Source organism: Rufibacter tibetensis, assembly GCF_001310085.1.
Classification (GTDB): domain Bacteria; phylum Bacteroidota; class Bacteroidia; order Cytophagales; family Hymenobacteraceae; genus Nibribacter; species Nibribacter tibetensis.
This window is the reverse complement of sequence record NZ_CP012643.1, coordinates 2911725-2933509: the sequence shown is the minus strand read 5'-3', so window position 1 is coordinate 2933509 and position 21785 is coordinate 2911725. Positions and strand designations below refer to the sequence as shown.

At 46.8% G+C, this 21785-nt stretch carries 22 protein-coding genes; 5 read left to right on the top strand and 17 right to left on the bottom strand.

Features of this window, described 5'->3' with window-relative positions; all coding sequences use genetic code 11:
* Positions 1–264 precede the first annotated feature (264 nt).
* From rplM to tsf, 4 genes are all read left to right on the top strand, one after another.
* On the top strand, positions 265–714 hold the full coding sequence (gene rplM / locus DC20_RS11945; RefSeq protein ID WP_062544037.1) for a 50S ribosomal protein L13: 450 nt from the start codon (positions 265–267) through the stop codon (positions 712–714).
* Between the two features lie 13 nt (positions 715–727).
* The gene (rpsI, locus tag DC20_RS11940; protein WP_062544036.1) at positions 728–1114 is read left to right on the top strand and encodes a 30S ribosomal protein S9; all 387 of its coding nucleotides are present in this window, start codon (positions 728–730) and stop codon (positions 1112–1114) included.
* Positions 1115–1138: 24 nt separating this feature from the next.
* Positions 1139–1900 carry a 30S ribosomal protein S2 gene (gene rpsB / locus DC20_RS11935; RefSeq protein WP_062544035.1) on the top strand — a complete coding sequence of 254 codons (762 nt, stop codon included), beginning with the start codon at positions 1139–1141 and terminating at the stop codon, positions 1898–1900.
* 158 nt (positions 1901–2058) lie between these two features.
* Entirely contained in the window at positions 2059–2892 is an 834-nt protein-coding gene (tsf, locus tag DC20_RS11930; protein WP_062544034.1) for a translation elongation factor Ts, read from the top strand.
* A gap of 235 nt (positions 2893–3127) precedes the next feature.
* Here tsf and DC20_RS11925 read toward each other — a convergent pair whose 3' ends face one another.
* From DC20_RS11925 to DC20_RS11885, 9 genes are all read right to left on the bottom strand, one after another.
* Positions 3128–3283 (bottom strand): hypothetical protein, encoded by a 156-nt coding sequence (locus DC20_RS11925; protein ID WP_157593145.1) that lies wholly within the window; start codon positions 3281–3283, stop codon positions 3128–3130.
* A gap of 696 nt (positions 3284–3979) precedes the next feature.
* Positions 3980–5326 (bottom strand): NAD(P)/FAD-dependent oxidoreductase, encoded by a 1347-nt coding sequence (locus tag DC20_RS11920; protein WP_062544032.1) that lies wholly within the window; start codon positions 5324–5326, stop codon positions 3980–3982.
* A 622-nt stretch (positions 5327–5948) separates the two neighbouring features.
* Positions 5949–6383 carry a hypothetical protein gene (locus DC20_RS11915; protein WP_157593144.1) on the bottom strand — a complete coding sequence of 145 codons (435 nt, stop codon included), beginning with the start codon at positions 6381–6383 and terminating at the stop codon, positions 5949–5951.
* A 170-nt stretch (positions 6384–6553) separates the two neighbouring features.
* Positions 6554–6802 (bottom strand): hypothetical protein, encoded by a 249-nt coding sequence (locus DC20_RS11910; RefSeq protein ID WP_062544030.1) that lies wholly within the window; start codon positions 6800–6802, stop codon positions 6554–6556.
* Between the two features lie 202 nt (positions 6803–7004).
* The gene (locus DC20_RS11905) at positions 7005–8807 is read right to left on the bottom strand and encodes a MutS-related protein (RefSeq protein ID WP_062544029.1); all 1803 of its coding nucleotides are present in this window, start codon (positions 8805–8807) and stop codon (positions 7005–7007) included.
* 613 nt (positions 8808–9420) lie between these two features.
* Positions 9421–9846 carry a RidA family protein gene (locus DC20_RS11900; protein ID WP_062544028.1) on the bottom strand — a complete coding sequence of 142 codons (426 nt, stop codon included), beginning with the start codon at positions 9844–9846 and terminating at the stop codon, positions 9421–9423.
* A gap of 105 nt (positions 9847–9951) precedes the next feature.
* Positions 9952–11262 (bottom strand): hypothetical protein, encoded by a 1311-nt coding sequence (locus DC20_RS11895; RefSeq protein ID WP_062544027.1) that lies wholly within the window; start codon positions 11260–11262, stop codon positions 9952–9954.
* The gene (locus tag DC20_RS11890; RefSeq protein WP_062544026.1) at positions 11243–11830 is read right to left on the bottom strand and encodes a hypothetical protein; all 588 of its coding nucleotides are present in this window, start codon (positions 11828–11830) and stop codon (positions 11243–11245) included. The genes DC20_RS11895 and DC20_RS11890 overlap by 20 nt, the downstream gene beginning before the upstream one ends.
* A 42-nt stretch (positions 11831–11872) precedes the next feature.
* The gene (locus DC20_RS11885) at positions 11873–12433 is read right to left on the bottom strand and encodes an RNA polymerase sigma factor (RefSeq protein WP_062544025.1); all 561 of its coding nucleotides are present in this window, start codon (positions 12431–12433) and stop codon (positions 11873–11875) included.
* A 225-nt stretch (positions 12434–12658) separates the two neighbouring features.
* On the opposite strand from DC20_RS11885, the gene DC20_RS11880 reads away from it, so the two are divergent.
* A complete protein-coding gene (locus DC20_RS11880; RefSeq protein ID WP_062544024.1) occupies positions 12659–13621 on the top strand; it encodes an alpha/beta fold hydrolase in 963 nt (320 codons plus the stop codon).
* On the opposite strand, the gene DC20_RS11875 is transcribed toward DC20_RS11880, so the two are convergent.
* From DC20_RS11875 to DC20_RS11840, 8 genes are all read right to left on the bottom strand, one after another.
* Positions 13618–14115, bottom strand: a complete 498-nt coding sequence (locus DC20_RS11875; protein ID WP_062545932.1) for a DUF4442 domain-containing protein — start codon at positions 14113–14115, stop codon at positions 13618–13620. The genes DC20_RS11880 and DC20_RS11875 overlap by 4 nt on opposite strands.
* A 265-nt stretch (positions 14116–14380) precedes the next feature.
* A complete protein-coding gene (locus tag DC20_RS11870; RefSeq protein WP_062544023.1) occupies positions 14381–15298 on the bottom strand; it encodes an SMP-30/gluconolactonase/LRE family protein in 918 nt (305 codons plus the stop codon).
* Positions 15298–15780, bottom strand: coding sequence for a hypothetical protein (locus DC20_RS11865; protein WP_062544022.1), 483 nt, complete (start codon positions 15778–15780; stop codon positions 15298–15300). Before DC20_RS11865 ends, DC20_RS11870 begins: the two co-directional genes overlap by 1 nt.
* Before the next feature lie 101 nt (positions 15781–15881).
* Positions 15882–17426, bottom strand: a complete 1545-nt coding sequence (amaB, locus tag DC20_RS11860) for an L-piperidine-6-carboxylate dehydrogenase (protein ID WP_062544021.1) — start codon at positions 17424–17426, stop codon at positions 15882–15884.
* A 140-nt stretch (positions 17427–17566) separates the two neighbouring features.
* Entirely contained in the window at positions 17567–19066 is a 1500-nt protein-coding gene (locus DC20_RS11855) for a Do family serine endopeptidase (protein WP_062544020.1), read from the bottom strand.
* A 178-nt stretch (positions 19067–19244) separates the two neighbouring features.
* Positions 19245–19679: an Hsp20/alpha crystallin family protein gene (locus DC20_RS11850; protein ID WP_062544019.1), complete on the bottom strand. Its 435-nt coding sequence runs from the start codon at positions 19677–19679 to the stop codon at positions 19245–19247.
* 349 nt (positions 19680–20028) lie between these two features.
* Entirely contained in the window at positions 20029–21228 is a 1200-nt protein-coding gene (locus tag DC20_RS11845; RefSeq protein ID WP_062544018.1) for a M20 metallopeptidase family protein, read from the bottom strand.
* 264 nt (positions 21229–21492) lie between these two features.
* Positions 21493–21726, bottom strand: coding sequence for a hypothetical protein (locus DC20_RS11840; RefSeq protein ID WP_157593143.1), 234 nt, complete (start codon positions 21724–21726; stop codon positions 21493–21495).
* Positions 21727–21785: the final 59 nt, after the last annotated feature.

The following is a 21785-nucleotide window of genomic DNA, read 5'->3' as shown; positions in this document are numbered from 1 at the left end:
CCTCAATCAAAGGCGCTTGGCAATGGACTGCTATAAAATAGGCCTGTTCATTCAATAGATTTTATTTAAAGCGGCTCTAAAACATACGTCGCCCTTTTGGTTAACCGCTTCACTTCTACCGCCTAACTCCCTTTTCTTCTTTAAATTACCTTGATTTTCAAGGGAATAAATAGACTTAGTGTTGCACACCAAAAAGAAAGCGCGTATCTTTGTGACCATTTTCAAGAAAAAGCATACATTTTTTTCACTCGTTAACCATTTACAATGGACCATTTAAGTTATAAGACGCTATCAGTTAATAAGGCGGCCGCTAATAAAGGCTGGGTAGTGATAGACGCCGGAGACTCAACCTTAGGCCGTGTGGCCTCTCAGATCGCGATGATCCTTCGCGGTAAAAACAAACCTTCTTTCACTCCTAACGCTGACTGTGGCGATAGCGTGATCGTGATCAATTCGGACAAAGTTCGTATGACCGGTAAGAAGTGGGATAAGAAAACCTTTGTGACGCACACTGGTTATCCAGGTGGTCAGCGCACTTTTACTCCTCGTGAGTTGAAAGCCAAATCTTCTACTTTATTGGTAGAGCGCGCCGTGAAAGGTATGTTGCCAAGAACCCGTCTGGGCCGTGAGCAATTCCGCAACCTGTTTGTGTACGCTGGTGCAGAGCATCCGCATGAGGCACAACAGCCTGTTACAGTAAAACTTACAAAATAATTAGACATATTTAATGGAAGTTCTCAATACATCTGGTAGAAGAAAAACCTCGGTGGCGCGCATCTACATGACGTCAGGGCAAGGGAATATCACTATTAACGATAGAGATATTAAGGAATACTTCCCTAGTGAAGTATTGCAAACCATCGTTCAGCAGCCGTTGGCGCTGATTGAGGCGGTTGGCAAATACGACATTAAGGCGAATATCAAAGGCGGTGGCGTTGCCGGTCAGGCAGAGGCCCTTCGTTTGGCGATCACCAAAGCTTTGGTGGAAGAAAACGCTGAGACCCGTCCGGCCCTGAAAAAAGAAGGATTCTTAACACGTGATCCACGTATGGTGGAGCGTAAGAAATTCGGTAGACGTAAAGCCCGTCGTTCTTTCCAGTTCTCTAAACGTTAATATCTCATCAGCTGTATCAATACCATGGCTAATACCACTTATAAAGATTTACTGGACGCCGGTGTACACTTTGGTCACCTTACCAGAAAATGGGATCCTAAAATGGCTCCGTACATTTTCATGGAGAAAAACGGCATCCACATCATTGACCTGAACAAAACCTTAGTTTCTCTTGACGAGGCGACCAACGCTATTAAGCAGATCGCTAAATCTGGACGTAAGATTTTGTTTGTCGCCACTAAGAAACAAGCACAGGACATTGTGGCTGAAGAGGCAAAACGCCTTAAAATGCCTTATGTGACTGACCGTTGGTTAGGTGGCATGTTGACTAACTTTCAGACTGTTCGTAAGTCTTTGAAGAAAATGTCAACTATTGACAAAATGGTAAAAGAAAACACTGCGTACGCTGCAATGGCGAAACGTGAGCGTTTAATGTTATCACGTGAGCGTGAGAAACTAGATCGTGTATTGGGTGGTATCGCTGATTTGTCACGTCTCCCAGCTGCTTTGTTCATTGTTGACGTGAAGCGTGAGTCTATCGCTATCAAAGAAGCTCAGAAACTGAACTTGCCAGTATTCGCGATTGTAGATACCAACTCTAACCCAGAGTTAGTTGACTTCCCAATCCCAGCAAATGATGACGCTTCTAAGTCTATCTCTTTGATCACTTCTTTGATTGGCAAAGCCATTGAAGAAGGTCTGTCTGAGCGTAAAGTAGACAAAGAAGACACTGACAGAAAGCGTTCTGAAGAAGAAGGCATCCAGGAGAAAATTGACGCTGAATAAGCTTCTTAATCTCATAAGATTATCTTAAAAGAAACTGAACATTAGGAAGCCTGGCCACTGATGTTCAGTTTCTTTTTACTCTTACCGGTGCCGTCTTGTTAAAAGCTGCACCACCCTCCTATTGAAACTTTTTAACCGTAATTCTTAATAAAAGAACAATGGCTATTACAGCACAAGATGTAAACAGACTTCGTCAGGAAACTGGCGCAGGTATGATGGACTGCAAAAAAGCGTTGACCGAAGCAAACGGCGACTTTGAAACAGCCAAAGATATTCTCCGCAAACAAGGCCAGAAAATTGCCAGCAAGCGTGCCGATAACGCTACTTCTGAAGGAGCTGTGTTGACGCAGGTGAACGCTGATGGTACCGTTGGAACAGTGATCGCGCTTGCTTGCGAAACTGAGCCAGTATCTAAAGTAGAAGATTTCAAAAACCTGGCTCAAACTGTTTTGGCTGCTGCAGTTTCTAACACCTCTGGCACCAAAGAAGATTTGTTAGCTACGCCTCAGTCCGATGGCCGTTCACTACAAGACCACATCACTGATTTGATGGGTAAAATTGGTGAGAAAATTGACGTGGTTTCTTATGAGACTGTTTCTGCTGAGAGAGTTGTTGCTTACAACCACTCTAATGGTAAATTGGGTGTATTGGTTGGCTTAACTAACACCGGCGGTAACGAAGTTACTGAAGTTGGAAAAGACGTAGCCATGCAGATTGCTGCCATGCGCCCTATTGCCGTTGACAAAGACGGCGTAGATGCTGCTACCATCCAACGCGAAATTGAAATTGGAAAAGAGCAAGCTCGCGCAGAAGGCAAACCAGAGGAAATGCTGGAGAAAATTGCTCAAGGCAAACTGAACAAGTTCTACAAAGAAAGCACCTTATTGAACCAGGAGTTTGTGAAAGATCCTTCTGTTACTATTGCTAAGTTATTGGATAACACCTCTAAGGGCATGACCGTAACTGAGTTCAAGCGTGTAGCTATCGGCTAAGGAACTCCGTATTTAAGCTTCATACTGCAAAAGCCCCGCTGTGTCACAGCGGGGCTTTTCTTTTGATTTTATCTTGAATTAAATTTTGGAAGAAGGGCCTCTTATAAGCACATCCAATTGATTGGCAGATAAAGGAAGCCTCTACATTTTGAGTATAATATTTCTATAGAGAAGGAGTATAGCTTAACACAGTCTATTTCAGGTCCTATTTCTCTCCAAGGCAAAGAAACTTTAATTAGTTACTTGCGGCAGTCATTGATGCTCTTTTCTCAAGTTGTGACACTTGATCAACATTGTTCTTACCAGTCTTTGCATTTGCTGATTTAGACTGCTCTTTTCTCATTCTCTTTTCTGCAGAGATGTAACTCAGGAAGGTAGCTTTAGCTTTCATAACTTTCGGGTTTCGGATTAACAATTATATTACCTATAGATTAAATATGACGTTTCAATTTTTACTTGTAAGAGTAAGCTGTTAAGCTTTCCCTCATATTGTTTTCATTTCCTGAACGTAGGTTAATTAAAGAACGTTCCTGTATTTTTAACTCTATTTATAAAAAATATAATCAAAAAGATACATTAGGACAACAACACAAACATTAAGTACAACTAATATTTAGAAACTCAGACCTATACTGTTACTCTTCACAACAGCTATATATGAATTTCTTTATCTAATATAGAGGTTAATTCATAAACATCAAAATAAATTATACTAATTTTTATAAATTAATGCATAATACCTAAAAGTAAGTAGTATACTCATCCTTAAAAGTCCTATTTATAATCCCTAAATTAAAGAAATAGCCAATTTATGTCTTAATCGAATATAATTATTGACTTGTTAAAAAATTTTCTTGAAGTATTACTACAACTACCAAAAACATCATTCATTTTGTTTAAAATATTCTTTAATAAGAACGAAGTGTAAGGAAGCATCCAAAATCAATTTGTAGAATCCACCAGAAGAATAAAGGCTTCATTTGTTTTTATCATAAATACCTACCTCTCACCAGGTCTATAAATCTGCACACCATTCAAAACAGAAGGGGCCTTTAGAGGCCCCTTCTGTTTTGAAAAATCATACCGTTTAATCCAAGTCAGCCTGCCTTCGCACAAACTCCTGACCGGCCTTATCATCTTTCCGGATAAAAGGTCTGATGATAAGCCGGGTGCCGTTCTCATAAGTAAAGAACTTGTACACCCAGTTTGCCAACACAATTAATTTACTACGAAAGCCTATCAGATAATAAATGTGCACAAAGAGCCAGGCCATCCAAGCTATGAATCCTTTCAGGTGCATGTTCTTTGGCAAATCTGCCACTGCCCGGTTTCTGCCTATGATAGCCAAAGACCCTTTGTCAAAGTACTCAAAAGGAACCAGTGGCTCTTTCCGCATGATGCGCTGCAGGTTTTTAGCCAGGTGTTTGCCTTGCTGAATAGCAGGTTGTGCTACGCCCGGGTGTCCCCTTGGGTATTTCTCGGTTTTCATATAGGCAATGTCGCCAATGGCAAACACATCAGGAAAGCCAATTACCTGGTTGAACGTGTTTACCAAATAGCGCCCTCTGTCACTTACTTCAGGAGGCAATCCTGCAATCTGAGCCCCAGAGACTCCGGCTGCCCAGATAAGCGTTTGAGACCTGATTTGTTCCCCTCCTTTAAAGGTGACTACCTGCCCGTCATATGACTCCACCAAGGTGTTAAGTTTGAGAATAATACCCACCTCCTCCAGGTACTTCTTGGTAGTGGCGCTTGACTCAGGAGACATGGGAGGCAAGACCCGGTCAAGCCCCTCCACCAGATAAATATTCATCTGGCTGAAGTCCATACCGGGGTAATCACCAGGCAACACGTGTTTCCGCATTTCAGCCAATGAGCCCGCCAACTCCACTCCGGTTGGCCCTCCTCCTACAATGACTATGTTCAGGAGACTTTGCCGCACCACAGGGTCTTTGATCATGTTGGCTTGCTCAAAAGACTGCAGCAACTGGCTCCTGAGATTCAGCGCATCTGGTATCTGCTTCAGGGGGAAAGAGTATTTCTTGATTTGCTCGTTCCCGAAGTAATTAGACTTGGTACCTGTGGCAATGATCACAAAATCATAGGCTAGTTCACCCACCAACGTTGATACCGTTTTAGTAGCAGGATTGATACCTGTCACCTTCACCTGCCGGAAGTGGAAGTCTTCATAGTCTTCGTCAAACATCTTCCGGAGGGGTTCGGCTATGGCATCTGGCTCTAAACCAGCGGTGGCTACCTGGTACAAAAGCGGCCAGAAGCCGTGGTAATTTTGCCGATCAAACATCACTACCTGAAATTCTTTCCCAGGAAGTTTCTTCGCCAAATTTGCGCCACCAAACCCACCACCAATGATGACGACCCGTGGTTTTCTGGTTTCTGGAATGTTAAGTGTAAGCTCGTTTATATGAAGCATAATGAATCAGTAGAAGTACGTATTAGCCTCAAAATCACTTGAGACGGTCCTTTTATTAATAGACTTATACTGTAATTCCGGTATATAAGATATTCTATTTACATAGAACCAAAGGTGGGACCGCAAACTGGTGACGCTTCTAAAACAGACAGGGCGTTTTTGGACTGATCACATTAAATTACCCCTAAAACGCTATGTTTTTATTTACCTACTAATTATTTAGGGCTGGTAGCTACCTTAATGGATCTACCTTTTCCTTTAGTACTCGTTCCATTAGTACTTTGTTGAAACAGGTAGAGGAGGAGTCAACGCTATGCTGTTTTTTGTTTTAAAGCTGAATTTCGCAAAACGCTTACGAAGCTTGCGTTCACCAGTAAAAGTGGTGCCATTATCTCTGGCGATTAAATCAACTTACAGGTTACCTACGGCCCCAAAACAAAGTTCATCCTGAGCACCCAAGCCATCACACAGATTCACAAAAACACAGACATAACAACAGCAGAACAATACATGGAGCCTGAGGAAGGGTTGGCTGATCTTTCCCAAACCTGGCAGTGCCGCAGGAGAGATGCTCTCTCAATTGAGAGTTACCTTAAAAAAGTGGAAAGGAAAAAGAGGCCTATTATTGGTTTGTCTTGCCAAATTCCATTTGGGCTACTGTGTCTTCCAACCATTTCACAGCTTCGTGTTCTGTAAGAAAGGCTTTCCTGCTTACGTCTGGGCAATCTGAGGAGACGGCAGAGAGTTCGCCTTCTTTAAGGCGCTGCATTTGCCGGGGGGTTAGCAACCAGGCAACCAACACCCGCGATGAGACTTGCTGTAGAGATTTAGGGTAGAATTCATTACTGAGCCAGTCGCTTTCCTGTTGGGTAATCTCACCCTTTGACCTACAGTCAAACAGCCAGGTAGCGGCAGTATGCTCTTTGGCCAATGAAAGAATGGCCAGGCAGTTCATCTTGAACTCAGTAAAGGTGACAGGCTGCTGCCAACGGATTATAACCGTTTGCATATCCGCCCGATAGGAGATTTTAATGTGTTTGCTAAATCCTATCTTCATGGCGCAAAGGGGACTACACGCTACATTGTGGCGCTTTGGGTTAAACTCATACAATAATAGTCGTTGTCTGTCTTGAAATGAATTTAGGTGTTGCTTTCTGTAAAAACAAGTAATTACCTATATTTCATTTCTTTTCCTCTTAAATGCGGTAGAAATACGCTTTGTATTTTCTAGTATTCGTGGCGAATACGGGTGGCATATAGGTTTTTCCGCATGGCCAGAAATAGCTCAATGCTGCTTTGCAGAAAAGGCTCATCTAACCACTTCTTTACTTCCTCATCACCGCCAGTTACTTCCATTTCACTCACCTTATAGGTTTGCTCAAAAGGGCCTAACTCCAGCTTTATAAGGTACTTGCCGTTCCAAGCCAGCAAGGTTATCTTGATTTCAGGGTGCGGAATGTCTGCTACTACGCGCATAAACTAAGTAGAAAAGAATTAGTAATTGCCACAGGTTTGCTGTACGTAAAGGTAGTCTTCTGGACTGATGAATTGTTACCTTAACTTTATAAATTAAGGTTCTTCTATTTACCTCTTAAATACAGCATGTACATATAAATAGCCTATCTCACAATTTAAGAAGAAGGCTCTTTCTGTACTGTTTTTGGAAAGTTAAGCTACCCTATACTTCAATGCCCATTTGGCGCATGAGTTGGCTGGCATTAAAGCTTTGGCAGATACCAGGCCGCAGGGTATAGTCAAAGCGTAGTTGCCCGTCTTCAAAATAGCTATTGAAGCTGAAGTTCTGCACCGAGCCTGGCAACTCATCTTCCATGGTACCCAACTCCAGATCATGGGTGGACACGAAGCCAGCCGCCTGCCGTTGATGCAATTGCCGGATCAAAGCCATGGCCCCTTGGTGCCGGTCATGTGAGTTGGTGCCTTTCAGGATTTCGTCAAGGAAGAAGTAGACAGGTTCATTGCTTGCTGTCAGGTCAATGAGGATTTTAAGGCGCTTCAGCTCCGCATAAAAGGAAGAGGTATTCTCCGCGAGGTTATCTTCGGTGCGCATGCTGGTGTACACTTGGGCCGGGAACACGGTGAGGCGGTTCGCGCAGACGGCAGTACCCGTAAAGGCGAGCACCATGTTCACGCCTACGGCCCGCAGAAACGTACTCTTCCCAGACATGTTAGAACCCGTAATAAGGACCGTGTGGCCTGCCCCCTGAAATGAAATGCTGTTGGCAGTACGGGTAGGACTAAAAATAAGCGGATGGCTCAGGTCTTGGGCATCAAACTCAAAGGCATTGGAGCTAATAAGAGGAACAGCATAGGAAGGATTGGCATACTGAAAAGCCGCCAGGCTTGCCAAGGCCTCAAACTCAGCTGCCGCATTAAGCACCAACCCAATATTGCCAGACATGGTCTTTTTCCAGCGCTCCAGACGCCACATCCAGATAAAGTCCCACATGAACACGTGGTTCAAGATAAAATTAAGGTAAGTATTTAGCCGCGCCGAAAGGAACTGAATGATTGACGCCAGTTTGCGCACGTGCTCAGAAGCCTGCCGCTCATCTATTTTGAGTTGCTGCTGCAAGCCCAGCGCTTTCGGGCTTTTAAAACTTCGTCCTTCAATGTGCACGAGCAGGTCTGTGTAGCTGCGCAAGGTCTCATACATGCCGGTGCTTTCCTCGTAATACTCATCGCGCTGCCGCTGGTACTTGTAAGCAATCATAAACTGCAACAGCACCAACCCCAGGAAAGGGTAATGAGAATACCCTTCAGCCCAGTACACGGCGGTTCCAATGGTGAGCAAAGGCAAAAGGAACGTGAGGGCTACCAGCCAGCCTTTGCCGGTAAAGAAGTTAGGGCTTTTGAGCCATAACAGGAAAGGTTGGGGTAGTTGCTGGGTTTTGCGGTGATGGTGCATGGCGCGGGCCTCTAAGTTCTGCCGCCAGTCAAGGTCAGGTTTGAGTTCTGCCACTGCCTCTTGCCGCGCAATAATTTCCTGGGCAGGTGCGGGTGCTTTCAACCATTCAGCCAGCCGTTGCTGGCCCAGCCGGGTCACTCCCCTATTTAAAAGCTGAAATAAAGAATTCGGCCCGAAAACGTCTAAGTCTGCCGTGTAGTAATGATTGGGTTCCTGAAACTCTTCCCCGTCAGGAAAAGAGGTCAGCTCACCTCTAAGGCGTTCGTTTTCTCTTCGGTTAATCAAGCCCAGGTAGAGTTGGTGCTTGCGGGCGTACTCAATTTTGTTGTGCCAATGAATAAGCATTGCGAAGATAAAGTACCCGCCAATGAGCAAGCCTAGACCTGCCCCATTTTGCCCGTAGTAGAACAGCAACACACAGCCCAAAACGGAACCCACAAAAAAAGACAACCGAAGCCAGCCTACCCAGCGGTACCTGGTAGCCTGACGCTCCTCAGCGGAGAAAAAGCGTTGTTCCCGTTCAGCGAACAATGCTTCTGGAGAGTTTTCTATCATTAAAATTTGATGTCAATTCATAAAAGAACCCGCAGCAGAAATTTTCTCACACCTACTTGGTTCTGTGTGGCAAATGAAGCTGCACCTGTCTGTCACCCACAAAACAGGAAACAGCAACTGGCACTTTCTGTTTAAGAGCTACTTTTCAAAAAGGCCCGGCAAATGAGCAGACTTACCTTCACAAAGAAAAATCAGATGAAATATTGCCTGCCACAAGGTACATATTAAACCTAAGATGGACATACCGCAGGCAAGTTGCCCCTCCAAGGTAATTCCCATCTCGAAATAAGGAATACTTTAAAAACCGCTGGCGCGAGCGTCCCGCTCGTGTCTGCACGCATTGCTGAACCCTAGTTCTCGTTTTGTCATCCTGTAAGGTATTTTGTGTACAAAGGGTAAAGTTTCTGCATTCATATCTTGCTACTTCGCCCACGAGATTTCTCAAGATGGCTAAGTGATAGAAACTCAAAAGAATCAAACCTGAGCAGCGATTTTTTAAAGGGAGCCATTGCATTTATCTGGTATGCGTGCGGACACGAGCCGGAGGCTCGCGCCAGCGTTCCTTAAAGAATTTAGGCCTGTTTTACAGAAATACGGCCGAAAACAAAAGGACTCAGATAGTGGCGATGCACTTTAATTCAATGGCGATTGGGGTGGGCAACGCATTTACCTCAACAGTAGTACGGCAGGGTTGGCAGTCTTTGAAATACTCGGCATATAGGCGGTTGTAGGTCTGGAAGTCGGCTTTCATGTTGGTGAGGAAGACGGTTACATCTACCAGGTTTTCCCATTTAGAACCAGCCTCCTCCAGAATGTACCGCACGTTTTTAAATACTGAGTGACACTGCGCTTCAATGTCATAACTGGTGATGTTGCCCTCCTCGTCCAAGGTTACCCCCGGGATCTGCTTCACTCCCCTTTCACGGGGTCCTACACCCGAAAGAAACAAAAGATTACCAACGCGGCGAGCGTGCGGGTACAGGCCAACCGGCTCGGGAGCTTTGGAGGCGTTGAGGTTATCTGGTGGTGTGTTTTTCATACGTAAATCTGTTTTACCCCTGTTTTTTCAAAAATAAGGTTAAAACCACACAAAAAAAGAGCGGCCCTGCACGGGCCGCTCTTGGCAATTTGAAGGATGACGAGTTTAGCGGAAAGCGATGCTTCCGTATTTGCTTGTAACATTTACCGTTCCTTTAGGAGAGGCTTTGCCGTACTTGCCTTTGTAGGAACTAGAGGTGTTTCCCACTTCCTTGAAGCTAAAGTTGACCAGATCCTGGTCCAGCTTAAAGCTTCCATATTGAGTGTCTACCTCAAAGTTAAAAGCAGTATTATCCGCGAAGCTCACAGCCATACCGGTGTAGCCACCATTCAGGTCCAGCTTTCTGAAGTTAGATGATACATTATTGATCTCAAACCCAGAGCAGTATTTCACTATCAGGCTGGCTGACTCCCTGAGGCTTCCTATCTTGATGCCAGAGTAACTTCCGGTTCCGGAGATTTGACCAGCGCTCCCTATTAAATATTTAGAATCATAGCGGCTGTCCATGGCCAGCATGTCCACTTTGTCAATGACAATGTTGCTGTAGGCGGTGGTAGTTTTAATGTCATCGGCGCCCATTAAGTGCAGGTTAGAATACTTGAACCGGAGGGTACCCCCTTTCATGTAAGCTATCTGGCAAGGGCTTCCGCTGTAGGTGACATTCAACCTGTTATGCACGTTGTTGAGGCTACCGGTGGTAAGCTTCCCGTAATTTACTTCCAGTTCAGTGGGTCCGTCAAAGTCTGGCATTTGCACGGAGCCGTACTTGTTGCTTACTCTGATTGGGTTGCCTTTGGGCATTTTCACCAGGTAGTTGATCTCAAAGGCTTTTTCACTACTAGACCTGATCTGCATAGGCTCTCGCTCGGTCACAAAGGAAAGCAGGTTGTTAGCCCGGTCTTCATTGATCCTGATCTGGATCTTGTCCAGAATCTCCTGCGCTTTCTCTTCGGTTACGGCCCGAGAAATTACAGTTACTTCTACGGCTATCTCGTTGCGGTTCCAGGTTTGCACGTTTACTTGTCCAAACTGGTTTTCAATGTTCAGTTTGTCAGCACGGCTCACCTTGAAGGTACGGTCAATTTTCTTCACCTTGGTATGGGCGTAAGCTGCTCCCTGCACGTCTACTACTCTTGGATCTGGCTGTACCAACATGTTTTCAAGCAGCATCTCACCTGTTGGAAGAACTGGCAGGGTAAGGTCTTCTAAGGTGGCCAGCCCTTCACAGGTGGCCGCAGCGGCAATTGCTTCTACAGATTCCAGGCTTTTCAATGAAGCCAGGGAATACGCCACCTGTTCTGCTATCTCAGCTTCCAGCTTTTCTTTTATCACCTCTTTGCATGATTGTCCCTGCGCAGTATTGAGCGCAACGGAAAAGCAGAAAAAGGTGAGCAGTTTAGATATTGGTAGTCTCATGATCCGGACGGGTTTTAACGTTACTTCTGTCTTCAAGTACTTCTAATTGCTGATTCAGCAGCGCAATTCTCATTTTAAGATTGTCGCTCATGGCTTCCAGAAGCACTTCTTTATTTGGGGTGGTGTATAGTTCTTTCTTCAGGGCGTTGTAAGCAGAATCCAACTCTGCAAACTGCACGGTTCCGGCTCCCAGCGCTTTCAGTTCAGATTCTTTCTTTTCAATTACCTGCACGTACTTGGTCTCAATCTGGCGCACCTCAGGGGCAATTTTCTCCAGCGTCACTGGCTGTTTCACGGCCACCGCGCCAGAAGTATCTGGCGTGGACATGTAGTAGCGCGCTGAGAAGGCCAGCATAACTAGCACGGTCACCGCCGCGGCGTACCGCCAGGCATGGTGCCAGTTTATAGAGAAAACAGAGGCCTCTTGCTCTTGTTCAACGGGCATGATGATGGTCTTCTCCTCGGTCTGCAGTTCTGCGGCTATATCTTGCCACAAATCCGGTCGGGGCGTGAATGAGTCAAACTCGTCTCGGTGGGCTTGTACAAAATCTTTTAATTTATCTTTCATGGCTATTGCTCCTTGTACTCGTTTTTAGGTCCTTTTTACTTTTCAGCTTAAGAACGACTGCTCCTGCATGAGGGTCAGCAATTTTTTACGGGCTCGGCTGTACTGTGACTTAGACGTTGCCTCACTTATACTTAATATATCAGCAATCTCGCCGTGGTCATATCCTTCCAGCAAGTAAAGGGTGAGCACCACGCGATAACCATCCGGCAAAGACTGAATGGCTTTCTTGATGCTTTCTACTTTATATTCCATCTCCTCCTGGTCGTAGTCAGGCGCCTCTTCGGCGATGTCCTGATGATCTTCCATGGGCACCACCTGCAGCCGCCGGCTGCGCACCTTGGTGATGGACTTATTGATGACAATGCGCTTTAACCAGCTCCCGAAGGTGGAGTCTCCCTTGAAGGTATGCAGCTCTCTGAACGCGCTCAGAAATGATTCCTGCAAGACATCTTCCGCCTCAGTATAGTCATTGGTAATGCGCATGCTCACGTTGAACATGGACTTACTGTAAAGTTTGTACAGCTCATACTGCGCCTTCCGATCGCCCTCTTTACAGCGGGCCACCACGTGCGCGTTTACGTCGGTGTATTCCAGCGTTTCCAAATTGTTACCTTTTAATGCTCATCATGACGGTAATCTAAGTAACAGTAACCCGGAACAACACCTTCCCTATTCGCTGAGCCTCGTGGCTCTCATCTGTTCCAAACTTCTACTCTAAAGACTAAGCAAAAGCCCCATGGTTGCACCACGTTCCAAAAATTTGCAGGGTTTTTTACTCCCTTAATTTATTCAATTTATTTCCCATTTTTGCCATAAAGATCCACACCTATGAAACCCTACTTCCTTCTTACTCTGACCCTGTGGCTGGGATTCAGTTTTTCTGACACCCTCGCCCAAACCAACCCCACTCCTGCCTCTTCTTCCCAAACCGCTGCCCGGGAGATGCGCCTCACCGTGAGTGACGGCACCGAACTCTATGTGAAGGTATCTGGCAAAGGCCGCCCCTGTCTGTTTGTGCACGGCGGGCCCGGCGCCTGGAGCCACTCCTTTGAAGTGCTTGGCATTAACGCCCTGGAAGATTCTTTGCAGATGATTTATGTAGACCAGCGCGGCAGCGGCCGTTCTGGCAAAGCACCAACCGGCAACTACGGCCCGCAGCGCATAGCACAGGACTTTGATGAGATCCGGCAACAGCTGAAGCACCCCACCTGGACCGTACTAGCCCACTCCTTCGGGGGCATTCTTGCTACCGAGTATGCCTATTACTACCCAAAAACCATTTCCCGCATGATTTTGCTAAATGGCACGCTAAACCTGAACTACTCGGCCCAGGTGCAGATAGACAAAGGATTAGAGATTCTGAAGCCTGAGAACCCCGCCCTTTTCTTGGACAAGACCAAGCCAGTGATTGACCGGTTTATGATGATCATTCAGGCGCTGAACGAAAAAGACAAATACCACCAGCTCATGTACACCACCGCTGAGGGCCTGCGGAAAATGAACGAAGAAGATGCCAAGCGCCCGTCAAACTACAGCTTTGGCCAGGCCTGGTCTAATTACCCAGAGTACTTCCAAAATTTCACCGAGGTGTCCAAGCATCTGAAGATGCCGGTGCTGGTAATCTCTGGGCAGCAGGATTTCTCTATTGGCCCAGACCATTACAAGAGCTTTAAATTCCCGAACCAGACTACGGTTTCCATGCCGGGCGGCCACGTGATTTACCTGGAGCAGAACGTGGCGTTCCAGAAGGAAGTGAAGGAGTTTCTGAAGAAAACCAGCAAGAAAGGTTAAGCTTTTGTGGCCCGGGCTTTATAGGACCAGGTGATCCTAAACCGGGCTACCTCCTCCCCTTTTCCATCGCGGCCAATGCTCACGGCTTGTAGGTTACTTCCCTGCCCTGTGCGTTGGGCCACCCTTACGGCAGCGGCAATAGCCTCCCCATCTGAACAGGTGAAGGTGATGGTACCCACGGCTTTTTTGCTGAACTCAGCCTCCATGCCTACTACCAGCATAGACACCGACGGCTGCGCCTGGTACAGGTGCATCATACTCAACACCCCAGAAGCCATTTCGGCAGCCATGGCCAAACAGGCGAAGTAAATTGACCTGAACGGATTTTTAGTGATATACCTGTATTTGATAACCACCTGCGCTTCCTGGTCCGTGAGTTTTCTGATTCTGATGCCCGCCAGATACGCCATGGGCAGGTTCTTGAGCAGGAAAAGCTTCAAATTCACCGGATTGGCGACTAATTTACGGAAGGCAGCAGTAGATACGGTTGTCATAAGCACAAGGGTAGCAGGTAAGTAAAAGATAAGAATTCTATCTGAGGTATGGAAACCCTGACGTGCATTCCTCTCCTTTATCAGGCGTTTTCTAAATAGTAGCCTTAAAACTAAGAAGCCCAAACCAGTTGTACTGGTTTGGGCTTCTTAGTTATCATCCCTGTTTGAATCCAAAATAAGAGCATCCAACTGTGCCGTTTTTGTGACATTACTTTTGCAAAAACGGGCTTAAAACACCAGCTTTCATCAGAAGTACGCAGTTTTGTTACATGCCTTTCACTTTCATTTTCAAGCCATACACCGCACCCATTGCCGTAATAAAAAGGGTTGACCGGTCTTTTCCGCCGAACACCACATTGGCGGTCCAGTTCTCCTGGATGGGAATGTGCGCAATCTGCTTGCCTGCCTTATCAAACACGGTTACGCCCTTGCCTGTGAGGTACACATTTCCCCTGTTATCGATTGTCATTCCATCAGAACCCATGGGTGCAAACAACTTTTTGTTTGAGAGAGATCCGTCAGCGTTAATCGTGTACACATAGGTTTTGTTTGCTTCTATGTCTGCCACGTACAGCTTCTTTCCGTCCGGCGTACCTACGATCCCGTTAGGCTTTACCAAGGTGGTGTCTGCCCGGTAAAACTTTGACTTATCAGGACTCAGGTAATAGAGATGCTCGCCATCCTGTTGCCTTTCGGGATTTCTGGTCCAGTACTCTCGTTTATACAAGGGGTCTGTGATGTACATGCCGCCTTTTGGGGTAATCCAAAGATCGTTGGGTCCGTTGAGCAGTTTGCCTTGGTAGTCTTTCACCAGAACCGTAGGACGCCCGGCTTTATCAAATGACCAAATCTGGTTATCTAAGTCTGCCGCGGCGATGAGGTTGCCTTTCTGGTCAAAATACAGGCCATTTGATCGCCCGGCCTGATCTGAAAACAGGCTGATTTTTCCTGTGCTGGCGGACCATTTGTAGATCTTGTTATTGGGCTGATCTGTGAAGAACACGTTCCCCTCACGGTCTACTGCCGGTCCCTCGGTAAAAGCGTACCCATCGCCTAGTTTCTCCACCTTGGCACCTTTGGCCACAATAGAATTCTTGTCTGTGATTTGCGCGGTAAGCAAAGCTGGCAATAGAAGGATTAGGGCAGCACCCGCAAACCCAATCAATACGTTTCTTTTCGTCATTACAGCTCCAGCTTGCTTTTCAGTTTATAGCCGTACCAAAGTCCGGCAATGGTTACGGGAAGGAGGCACAGCACGGCCATCCAGGCAAAGGGTTTCATCATGTAGTTCAGCAGCCAGCCTTTTTCTATGGCTCCGGTAGTAGCCTGTAACAGCAGAGCCGCGGCACTGCAGACCAAGGTGGAAAACAGGACCACTTTCAACCCTGAGAAAAGCCCTATCCAGGTGTGCCGCTTTTTCCGGACCAAGATTTTCACGCCAGCTCTTCGGCCAATCAGATAAGCAAATAGCAGGCTGGAGATGATAAAGAGGACCACGTTCACAGCTCCCAGATAAGTAACAATGTCTAAGAACATTTGCACAGAGCTGGTTACTGACAGGAGAAGAGTAAAAAAGAGCACAGCTATGACCACTTCGGTGGCCAAGGTGGCTTTCAGCGCATAGGTAATCCCTTGCCTTTGCGCGTTTTTGATGGAGGTATCCATTATTTTGTTTAGTGTGACTCTCTTAATGTTCTGACTCGTTCTTCCCCACAGCCTTGCCCCTCTTACCTAAAACGCTAGAATCTTCCGCTTTATTTACGTGCTTACAAGTCAAATTTAATGCCCTGCGCCAACGGCAGCTCCCGCCCGAAGTTGATGGTGTTGGTTTGACGCCGCATGTAGAACCGCCAGGCATCTGACCCAGACTCACGTCCGCCACCAGTGTCTTTCTCGCCACCAAATGCCCCGCCAATCTCGGCCCCGGAGGTACCAATGTTCACGTTGGCAATACCGCAGTCAGAACCCCAGTGGCTCAGAAATGCCTCTGTCTCCAGCAGGTTAGAAGAAAAGATAGATGAAGACAACCCTTGCCGCACCCCGTTCTGGATGTCAATGGCATTGTTCACATCGCCGCTGTATCTGATCAAGTATAGAATAGGCGCAAACGTTTCTTCCTGCACGGTGTGGTAGCTATGCTCTGCTTCCACAATGGCTGGCGTAACATAGGTACCGGTGGCGTACTCCTCGCCTTCCAGCACTTCTCCACCAATCAACAGATTTCCGCCTTCCTGCTGCACTCTTTCCAAGGCATCCAGGAAAGCTTTTGTAGCATCTTTGTCAATGAGCGGCCCTACCAGAATTCCGTCTTTGAGCGGATCTCCTATGGGCAGGTTGGGGTACACCTTCAACAAACGCTCTTTCACCTCGTCATAAATGCTGTCATGGATAATGAGACGACGGGTAGAAGTACAGCGTTGGCCGCAGGTTCCTACTGCCCCAAATACAACTGCTCTTATGGCCATTTCCAGGTCTGCGTTTGGCGTCAAAATGATCGCGTTGTTTCCGCCTAATTCCAGCAAAGAACGCCCTAAACGCCGCCCCACTGCCTCACCTACTTTCTTGCCCATGCGCGTAGAACCTGTGGCAGAAATCAAAGGCAATCGCTCATCATGCGCCATTTTGCTCCCGATAGTGGCATCTCCTATGATGAAGTTGAAAACTCCTTCCGGCACCTCGTTTTCCCTGAGCACCTCCTGAATGATGTATTGGCAGGCCACGGCAGTTAAAGGGGTTTTCTCTGAGGGTTTCCACACCACCACGTCGCCGCAGATAGTGGCCAGCATGGCATTCCAACTCCACACGGCCACCGGAAAGTTAAAGGCCGAAATTATGCCCACTACACCCAAGGGATGGTACTGCTCATACATGCGGTGCGTAGGCCGTTCTGAGTGCATGGTATAGCCGTGTAACTGCCGTGATAAGCCTACCGCAAAGTCACAGATATCAATCATTTCCTGGACCTCGCCAAAACCTTCTTGAAGAATTTTGCCCATCTCATAGCTGACCAGTTTGCCCAGTGGCTCTTTGTACTCGCGGAGCTTCAGCCCAATTTGCCGCACCACTTCGCCCCGCTTAGGAGAAGGCCACGTGCGCCACTGCAGAAAAGCTTGTTGGGCGGTGGTCACCACCTGCTCATAGTCTGCTTCAGAAGCCATGTTCACTGTGGCAATAGTTTTGCCATTGGTAGGCGAATGGATGGTACGGGTTTCTGGGTTGTTTTCACCGCCCCAGGTTAAACCGGTACTGTAAGCGGGATTAGTTTCCTTGATGCCTAACTGGGCAAGTATATCGGTGATGTTGGTCTGCATAGGGGTCCTTATTGAGGAGTGGGGAATAGAAGTACGAGTATAGGTCTTTCTCAGAACATATAAAACAAAAAAGCCCCTGCCTAAAGGCAGAGGCTTTTGATAAGTTGTTTCAAGGCTGTTTTGCTTAAAACTGCATTGAATTATCGACCCATGGCGTAGTAGGCTCTACGACCATCTGGATAAACTCCTTCAATCAGGAGACCTCCACGGCGCGTATTTTTAAGCACCTTGTCCACGTCTTGCGGCGTGTTGGTAGGTGTTTTGTCAATGCTGGTGATGATGAAGCCATCTTTCATACCGGTTTCGGCAAAAGCACTTTTCTCTACTCCAGAAATTTTAACCCCACCTGTCAATTCCAGTTTGTTTAGCTCCTGCTTAGAAGCAGCTTCAAATCTGGCACCGTCAATAGTCACGGCTTTAGTTGAGTTAGGGTCGCGTTTCACAATCTCAGTACTTCCGCTGGCATTACGCAGGGTCACATTGATTGTCTTCTCGTTTCCTCCGCGCAAAAAGGCTACTTTGATCTTATCGCCCGGACGGTATCTTGTCACTTGCTCTTGCAACTGGGCACTGGTATTTACCTTCACCCCGTTGATTTGCGTGATTACGTCACCTTCTTGTAAACCAGCAGTTTTAGCGGCGCTGCTTTCAGAGAAACCAGCTACATACACCCCGTTCAAGGTTTTTAGGTTTTTCTCTTTGGCAAGGTCAGCATTCACTTCCTGCATCTGTACTCCTAACAAAGCACGTTGTACTTCGCCATATTTGAGCAAATCATCTACCACTTTGCTTACAATAGACGAAGGAACAGCAAAGGAATAACCAGCAAAGGACCCAGTCTGTGAAGCAATGGCGGTGTTGATACCAATCAGGTCCCCATTCAGGTTCACCAAGGCTCCCCCACTATTACCAGGGTTCACAGCGGCATCGGTCTGGATGAAAGACTCTACGCTCATGTTACCGGCACCTTGCAGGATACCTACATTACGGCCTTTCGCGCTCACAATACCGGCAGTCACCGTAGAGTTCAGGTTGAAGGGGTTACCTACTGCCAACACCCACTCGCCAACTCTCACATTGTCTGAGTTACCATACCGTAAGGCAGGCAGGTTGTCAGCGTTGATTTTAAGCAGTGCAATATCTGTATTAGGGTCAGTACCTACCAGAGTAGCTTCAAAGGTGCGTTTATCGTCCAGGATTACCTGAATCTTGTCTGCACGGTCAATTACGTGGTTGTTGGTAACCACATACCCGTTAGAGGCAATAATTACCCCAGAACCAGAGCCCATAGCCGGACCTTGTTGCTGGCGTTGATATCCTTCAAAATCGTCTCCGAAGAAATCACGGAAGAAGGGGTGCATCTCACTTGCGCTTGGACCACGACGGGCCTGCACTTTATATTCTGTAGTTACGTGGACTACTGCTGGGGTTACCAACTCTGCGGAGGTAACAAAATTCAAGCCTTCGGGCACCACCACGTCAGAAGACCGCATGGCACTGGTGTACCGAACATTAGTATTTGGCAGCTGTTGCCCGGTGGCAGGCGTTTCATCTTCCAGCAGTTTATAACCACCAACAGCCACACCTCCACCCACCATTGCGGAGAGCATCAGCCCTAACATAAACTGTTTTGTTCTCATATTTATAGGTCAGCTATAAAGGTTAAAAAATGGATAGTATCTCTTTTAAAAAAGGAAACTTGTCTTATTTCCTGTGTACGTGGGAAACGCTAAAATAGCAAAACAAGTATTTTATGTAAACAAAGACTAAGCCAAAAAGGCGCTGGAAAGCGCCTTTTTAACATATCCTTAACGTTTCTTACTTCACAAAAATCTGATGCTTCACTACCTTCTCCTCTACTTTTGGTACGGAGATATGCAGCACACCGTTTTCAAATTGGGCATTAATTGCAGCGGCGTCTACATTTTCTGGCAGTTGGAAAGAGCGTCTGAATTTACCGTACAGATTCTCTACCCGGTGGTACTTCTGCTCCTGGTTTTCTTTCTTGAAGGCACGCTCACCGCTAACGCGAAGCACACCGTCTTCAAACTCAACCGCAATGTTTTCTTTGGTCACCCCTGGCAAAGCAAGCTCAAGTTCAAAACTCTTCTCGGTTTCCCAAAGGTCTACCGCTGGCGTGAAGCCCTGCACTCTTCTGTTGTTCACACTGTCTTGAAAGAAAGTGTCTAATAGGCTGCTAAAGGTCTGTGGGCCTCTGCTTTGTAATACCGGATGTTGTTTTACAGTTGTCATGGTTTTATTTCTAAGGTTAGAATTTTCAATTGAATACTTACCTATTCATAAATTTTATACCAATTGAAAAACCAGAGACAAACAAGACACAAAGTCACTAAACTTTAATTACCCACTAATTAAACAAGACATTATGTCTACATAACTGATTTATAGATTGCTATTTTATACTTATTTGGCGCTAAGACTAAATTGTTAGACAACCTCTTAGGGTCACACAGCGAGCAAAACATGTGTGATGGTTAGATGTTTTATCATCAAAGAAGATATTTATAAAAAGCCGGTGCCCTTTAAGGCTGTTTTCAGGAAAACAGCTTTAAAAGGCACCGGCTACAAATGAACAGTATTTCTAATTTGCCAGGGCTTGCAGTTCTTTGATTGCTAACCAGGCCATCAAGCCACTTCCTACCTCCAAGGCATCTTCATCAATGTTGAAAGTAGGCGTGTGCACCCCAGAGGTAATGCCCCGCTCCTCGTTTCTGGTGCCCAAACGATAAAAGCAGGCATCCGTTTGTTGAGAATAATACGCGAAGTCTTCGGCGGCCATCCACATGTCCAGCTCCACTACGTTTTCAGCACCTAGATAGGCCTCGGCGGCGGTGCGGGCGCGGGCTACCAGTTCCGGGTCATTCTTTAGGAAAGGGTAGCCGTCCATGATGTTGATCTCACAAGAGCCGCCCATACTTTCGCACAGACCTTCGGCTAGTTTCTTTATTTTCTGTTTGGCTTCGGCGCGCCAGGCTTCATCCATGGTCCGGAAGGTCCCTTCTATCTTCACCTCGCCCGGGATCACGTTGGTTGCCCCATTGGCAATCACTTTCCCGAAGGACAAGACAGACGGAATTTTGGGATTAGCACGGCGGCTGACAATTTGCTGCAAGGCTACCAGCAGGTGCGCAGAAATAAGGACGGGGTCTACCAGTTGTTCCGGCAATCCGCCGTGGCCGCCTTTGCCTTTCACGGTAATATAGATTTCATCGGCGGAGGCCATGTACATGCCAGACCGAAACCCTACTTTACCGGCCGGAAGAAACGGGAACACGTGCTGGCCCATGATGCTTTGTGGCGACGGGTTTTCCAGCACCCCTTCTTTGATCATGAGCGAAGCACCACCCGGAAATTTCTCCTCCCCAGGCTGGAAGATCAACTTGACAGTTCCCTCAAACTCTTCACGTAGGTCCTGCAAGATTCGGGCGGTGGTCAGCAAGGAAGAAGTGTGCACGTCATGGCCGCACGCGTGCATCACGCCCTCGTTCCTCGATTTATAGGCCACCTCATTCGTCTCCAAAATAGGCAACGCGTCTAAGTCAGCGCGCAGGGCGGTGGTGGCTTTGTCAGGGTTTCGGCCTTTGACGAGGACAACAACGCCGGTTTCGGTTACCCGTTCCGGCTCAAGCCCAAACTCCCGCAACTTCTGGAAAACGTAGTCTGAAGTCTCGTATTCCTGAAAAGATAGTTCAGGATGCTGGTGCAGGTGCTGGCGGGTAGCAACGGTGTCTGCGGCATAACGCTTGGCGAGTTGCTGAATATGATTGGTCAAATCTTGCATAGTAGAAGGACAAACAAGTCTGAGCAAAGGTACAGCTATAAAACGAAAAGCTGCTTATAGCCTCCTTTCCAGAAAACGGGCCATAAGCAGCAGGAAAAAAGCAACTCGTATGCAAACCTCCTGTAAGGCAGGCTCTCTAAAATAAACCCCTGTACTCGGTTTGTTTTTCAATTAAAAGGAAGGCGGTGAAGGTACTTATCTGGATTTTGCTGACACTTGTTTCAAGCCAAGCTGAAGAATTGAAGGTATTTACTTCTCCTTTTCTTAGGCTGAGTAACCTTTGGAAATCGGGCAGTCAGCTTCCATTCTCCGGGCACGGGCAAGTCCGGGCAAGGTCAGGTACACCAGCGGAGGAGTATGCAATGGACTTATTTTGACGAAGCCCTCCTGAACCAGATCATCACAAACCGCAAGGGTCTGGTCCAGGGAAAGATGGGTTTCCTGGGCAATTTCATAAGAGGACGTGGGGTGATCCTCCGGCTCCAAGTGCCTTTTCACTTTGCAAAATAGGGTTAATAAAACGAAGTCCTGTTTGTCCATTACTATACCGCTCTTCC

What these genes read in the sequence shown, in the direction of transcription:
- rplM (WP_062544037.1), top strand. Translation starts at nt 265, where the DNA reads ATGGACCATTTAAGTTATAAGACGCTATCAGTTAATAAGGCGGCCGCT.
- rpsI (WP_062544036.1), top strand. Translation starts at nt 728, where the DNA reads ATGGAAGTTCTCAATACATCTGGTAGAAGAAAAACCTCGGTGGCGCGC.
- rpsB (WP_062544035.1), top strand. Translation starts at nt 1,139, where the DNA reads ATGGCTAATACCACTTATAAAGATTTACTGGACGCCGGTGTACACTTT.
- tsf (WP_062544034.1), top strand. Translation starts at nt 2,059, where the DNA reads ATGGCTATTACAGCACAAGATGTAAACAGACTTCGTCAGGAAACTGGC.
- DC20_RS11925 (WP_157593145.1), bottom strand. Translation starts at nt 3,283, where the DNA reads ATGAAAGCTAAAGCTACCTTCCTGAGTTACATCTCTGCAGAAAAGAGA.
- DC20_RS11920 (WP_062544032.1), bottom strand. Translation starts at nt 5,326, where the DNA reads ATGCTTCATATAAACGAGCTTACACTTAACATTCCAGAAACCAGAAAA.
- DC20_RS11915 (WP_157593144.1), bottom strand. Translation starts at nt 6,383, where the DNA reads ATGAAGATAGGATTTAGCAAACACATTAAAATCTCCTATCGGGCGGAT.
- DC20_RS11910 (WP_062544030.1), bottom strand. Translation starts at nt 6,802, where the DNA reads ATGCGCGTAGTAGCAGACATTCCGCACCCTGAAATCAAGATAACCTTG.
- DC20_RS11905 (WP_062544029.1), bottom strand. Translation starts at nt 8,807, where the DNA reads ATGATAGAAAACTCTCCAGAAGCATTGTTCGCTGAACGGGAACAACGC.
- DC20_RS11900 (WP_062544028.1), bottom strand. Translation starts at nt 9,846, where the DNA reads ATGAAAAACACACCACCAGATAACCTCAACGCCTCCAAAGCTCCCGAG.
- DC20_RS11895 (WP_062544027.1), bottom strand. Translation starts at nt 11,262, where the DNA reads ATGAGACTACCAATATCTAAACTGCTCACCTTTTTCTGCTTTTCCGTT.
- DC20_RS11890 (WP_062544026.1), bottom strand. Translation starts at nt 11,830, where the DNA reads ATGAAAGATAAATTAAAAGATTTTGTACAAGCCCACCGAGACGAGTTT.
- DC20_RS11880 (WP_062544024.1), top strand. Translation starts at nt 12,659, where the DNA reads ATGAAACCCTACTTCCTTCTTACTCTGACCCTGTGGCTGGGATTCAGT.
- DC20_RS11875 (WP_062545932.1), bottom strand. Translation starts at nt 14,115, where the DNA reads ATGACAACCGTATCTACTGCTGCCTTCCGTAAATTAGTCGCCAATCCG.
- DC20_RS11870 (WP_062544023.1), bottom strand. Translation starts at nt 15,298, where the DNA reads ATGACGAAAAGAAACGTATTGATTGGGTTTGCGGGTGCTGCCCTAATC.
- DC20_RS11865 (WP_062544022.1), bottom strand. Translation starts at nt 15,780, where the DNA reads ATGGATACCTCCATCAAAAACGCGCAAAGGCAAGGGATTACCTATGCG.
- amaB (WP_062544021.1), bottom strand. Translation starts at nt 17,426, where the DNA reads ATGCAGACCAACATCACCGATATACTTGCCCAGTTAGGCATCAAGGAA.
- DC20_RS11855 (WP_062544020.1), bottom strand. Translation starts at nt 19,066, where the DNA reads ATGAGAACAAAACAGTTTATGTTAGGGCTGATGCTCTCCGCAATGGTG.
- DC20_RS11850 (WP_062544019.1), bottom strand. Translation starts at nt 19,679, where the DNA reads ATGACAACTGTAAAACAACATCCGGTATTACAAAGCAGAGGCCCACAG.
- DC20_RS11845 (WP_062544018.1), bottom strand. Translation starts at nt 21,228, where the DNA reads ATGCAAGATTTGACCAATCATATTCAGCAACTCGCCAAGCGTTATGCC.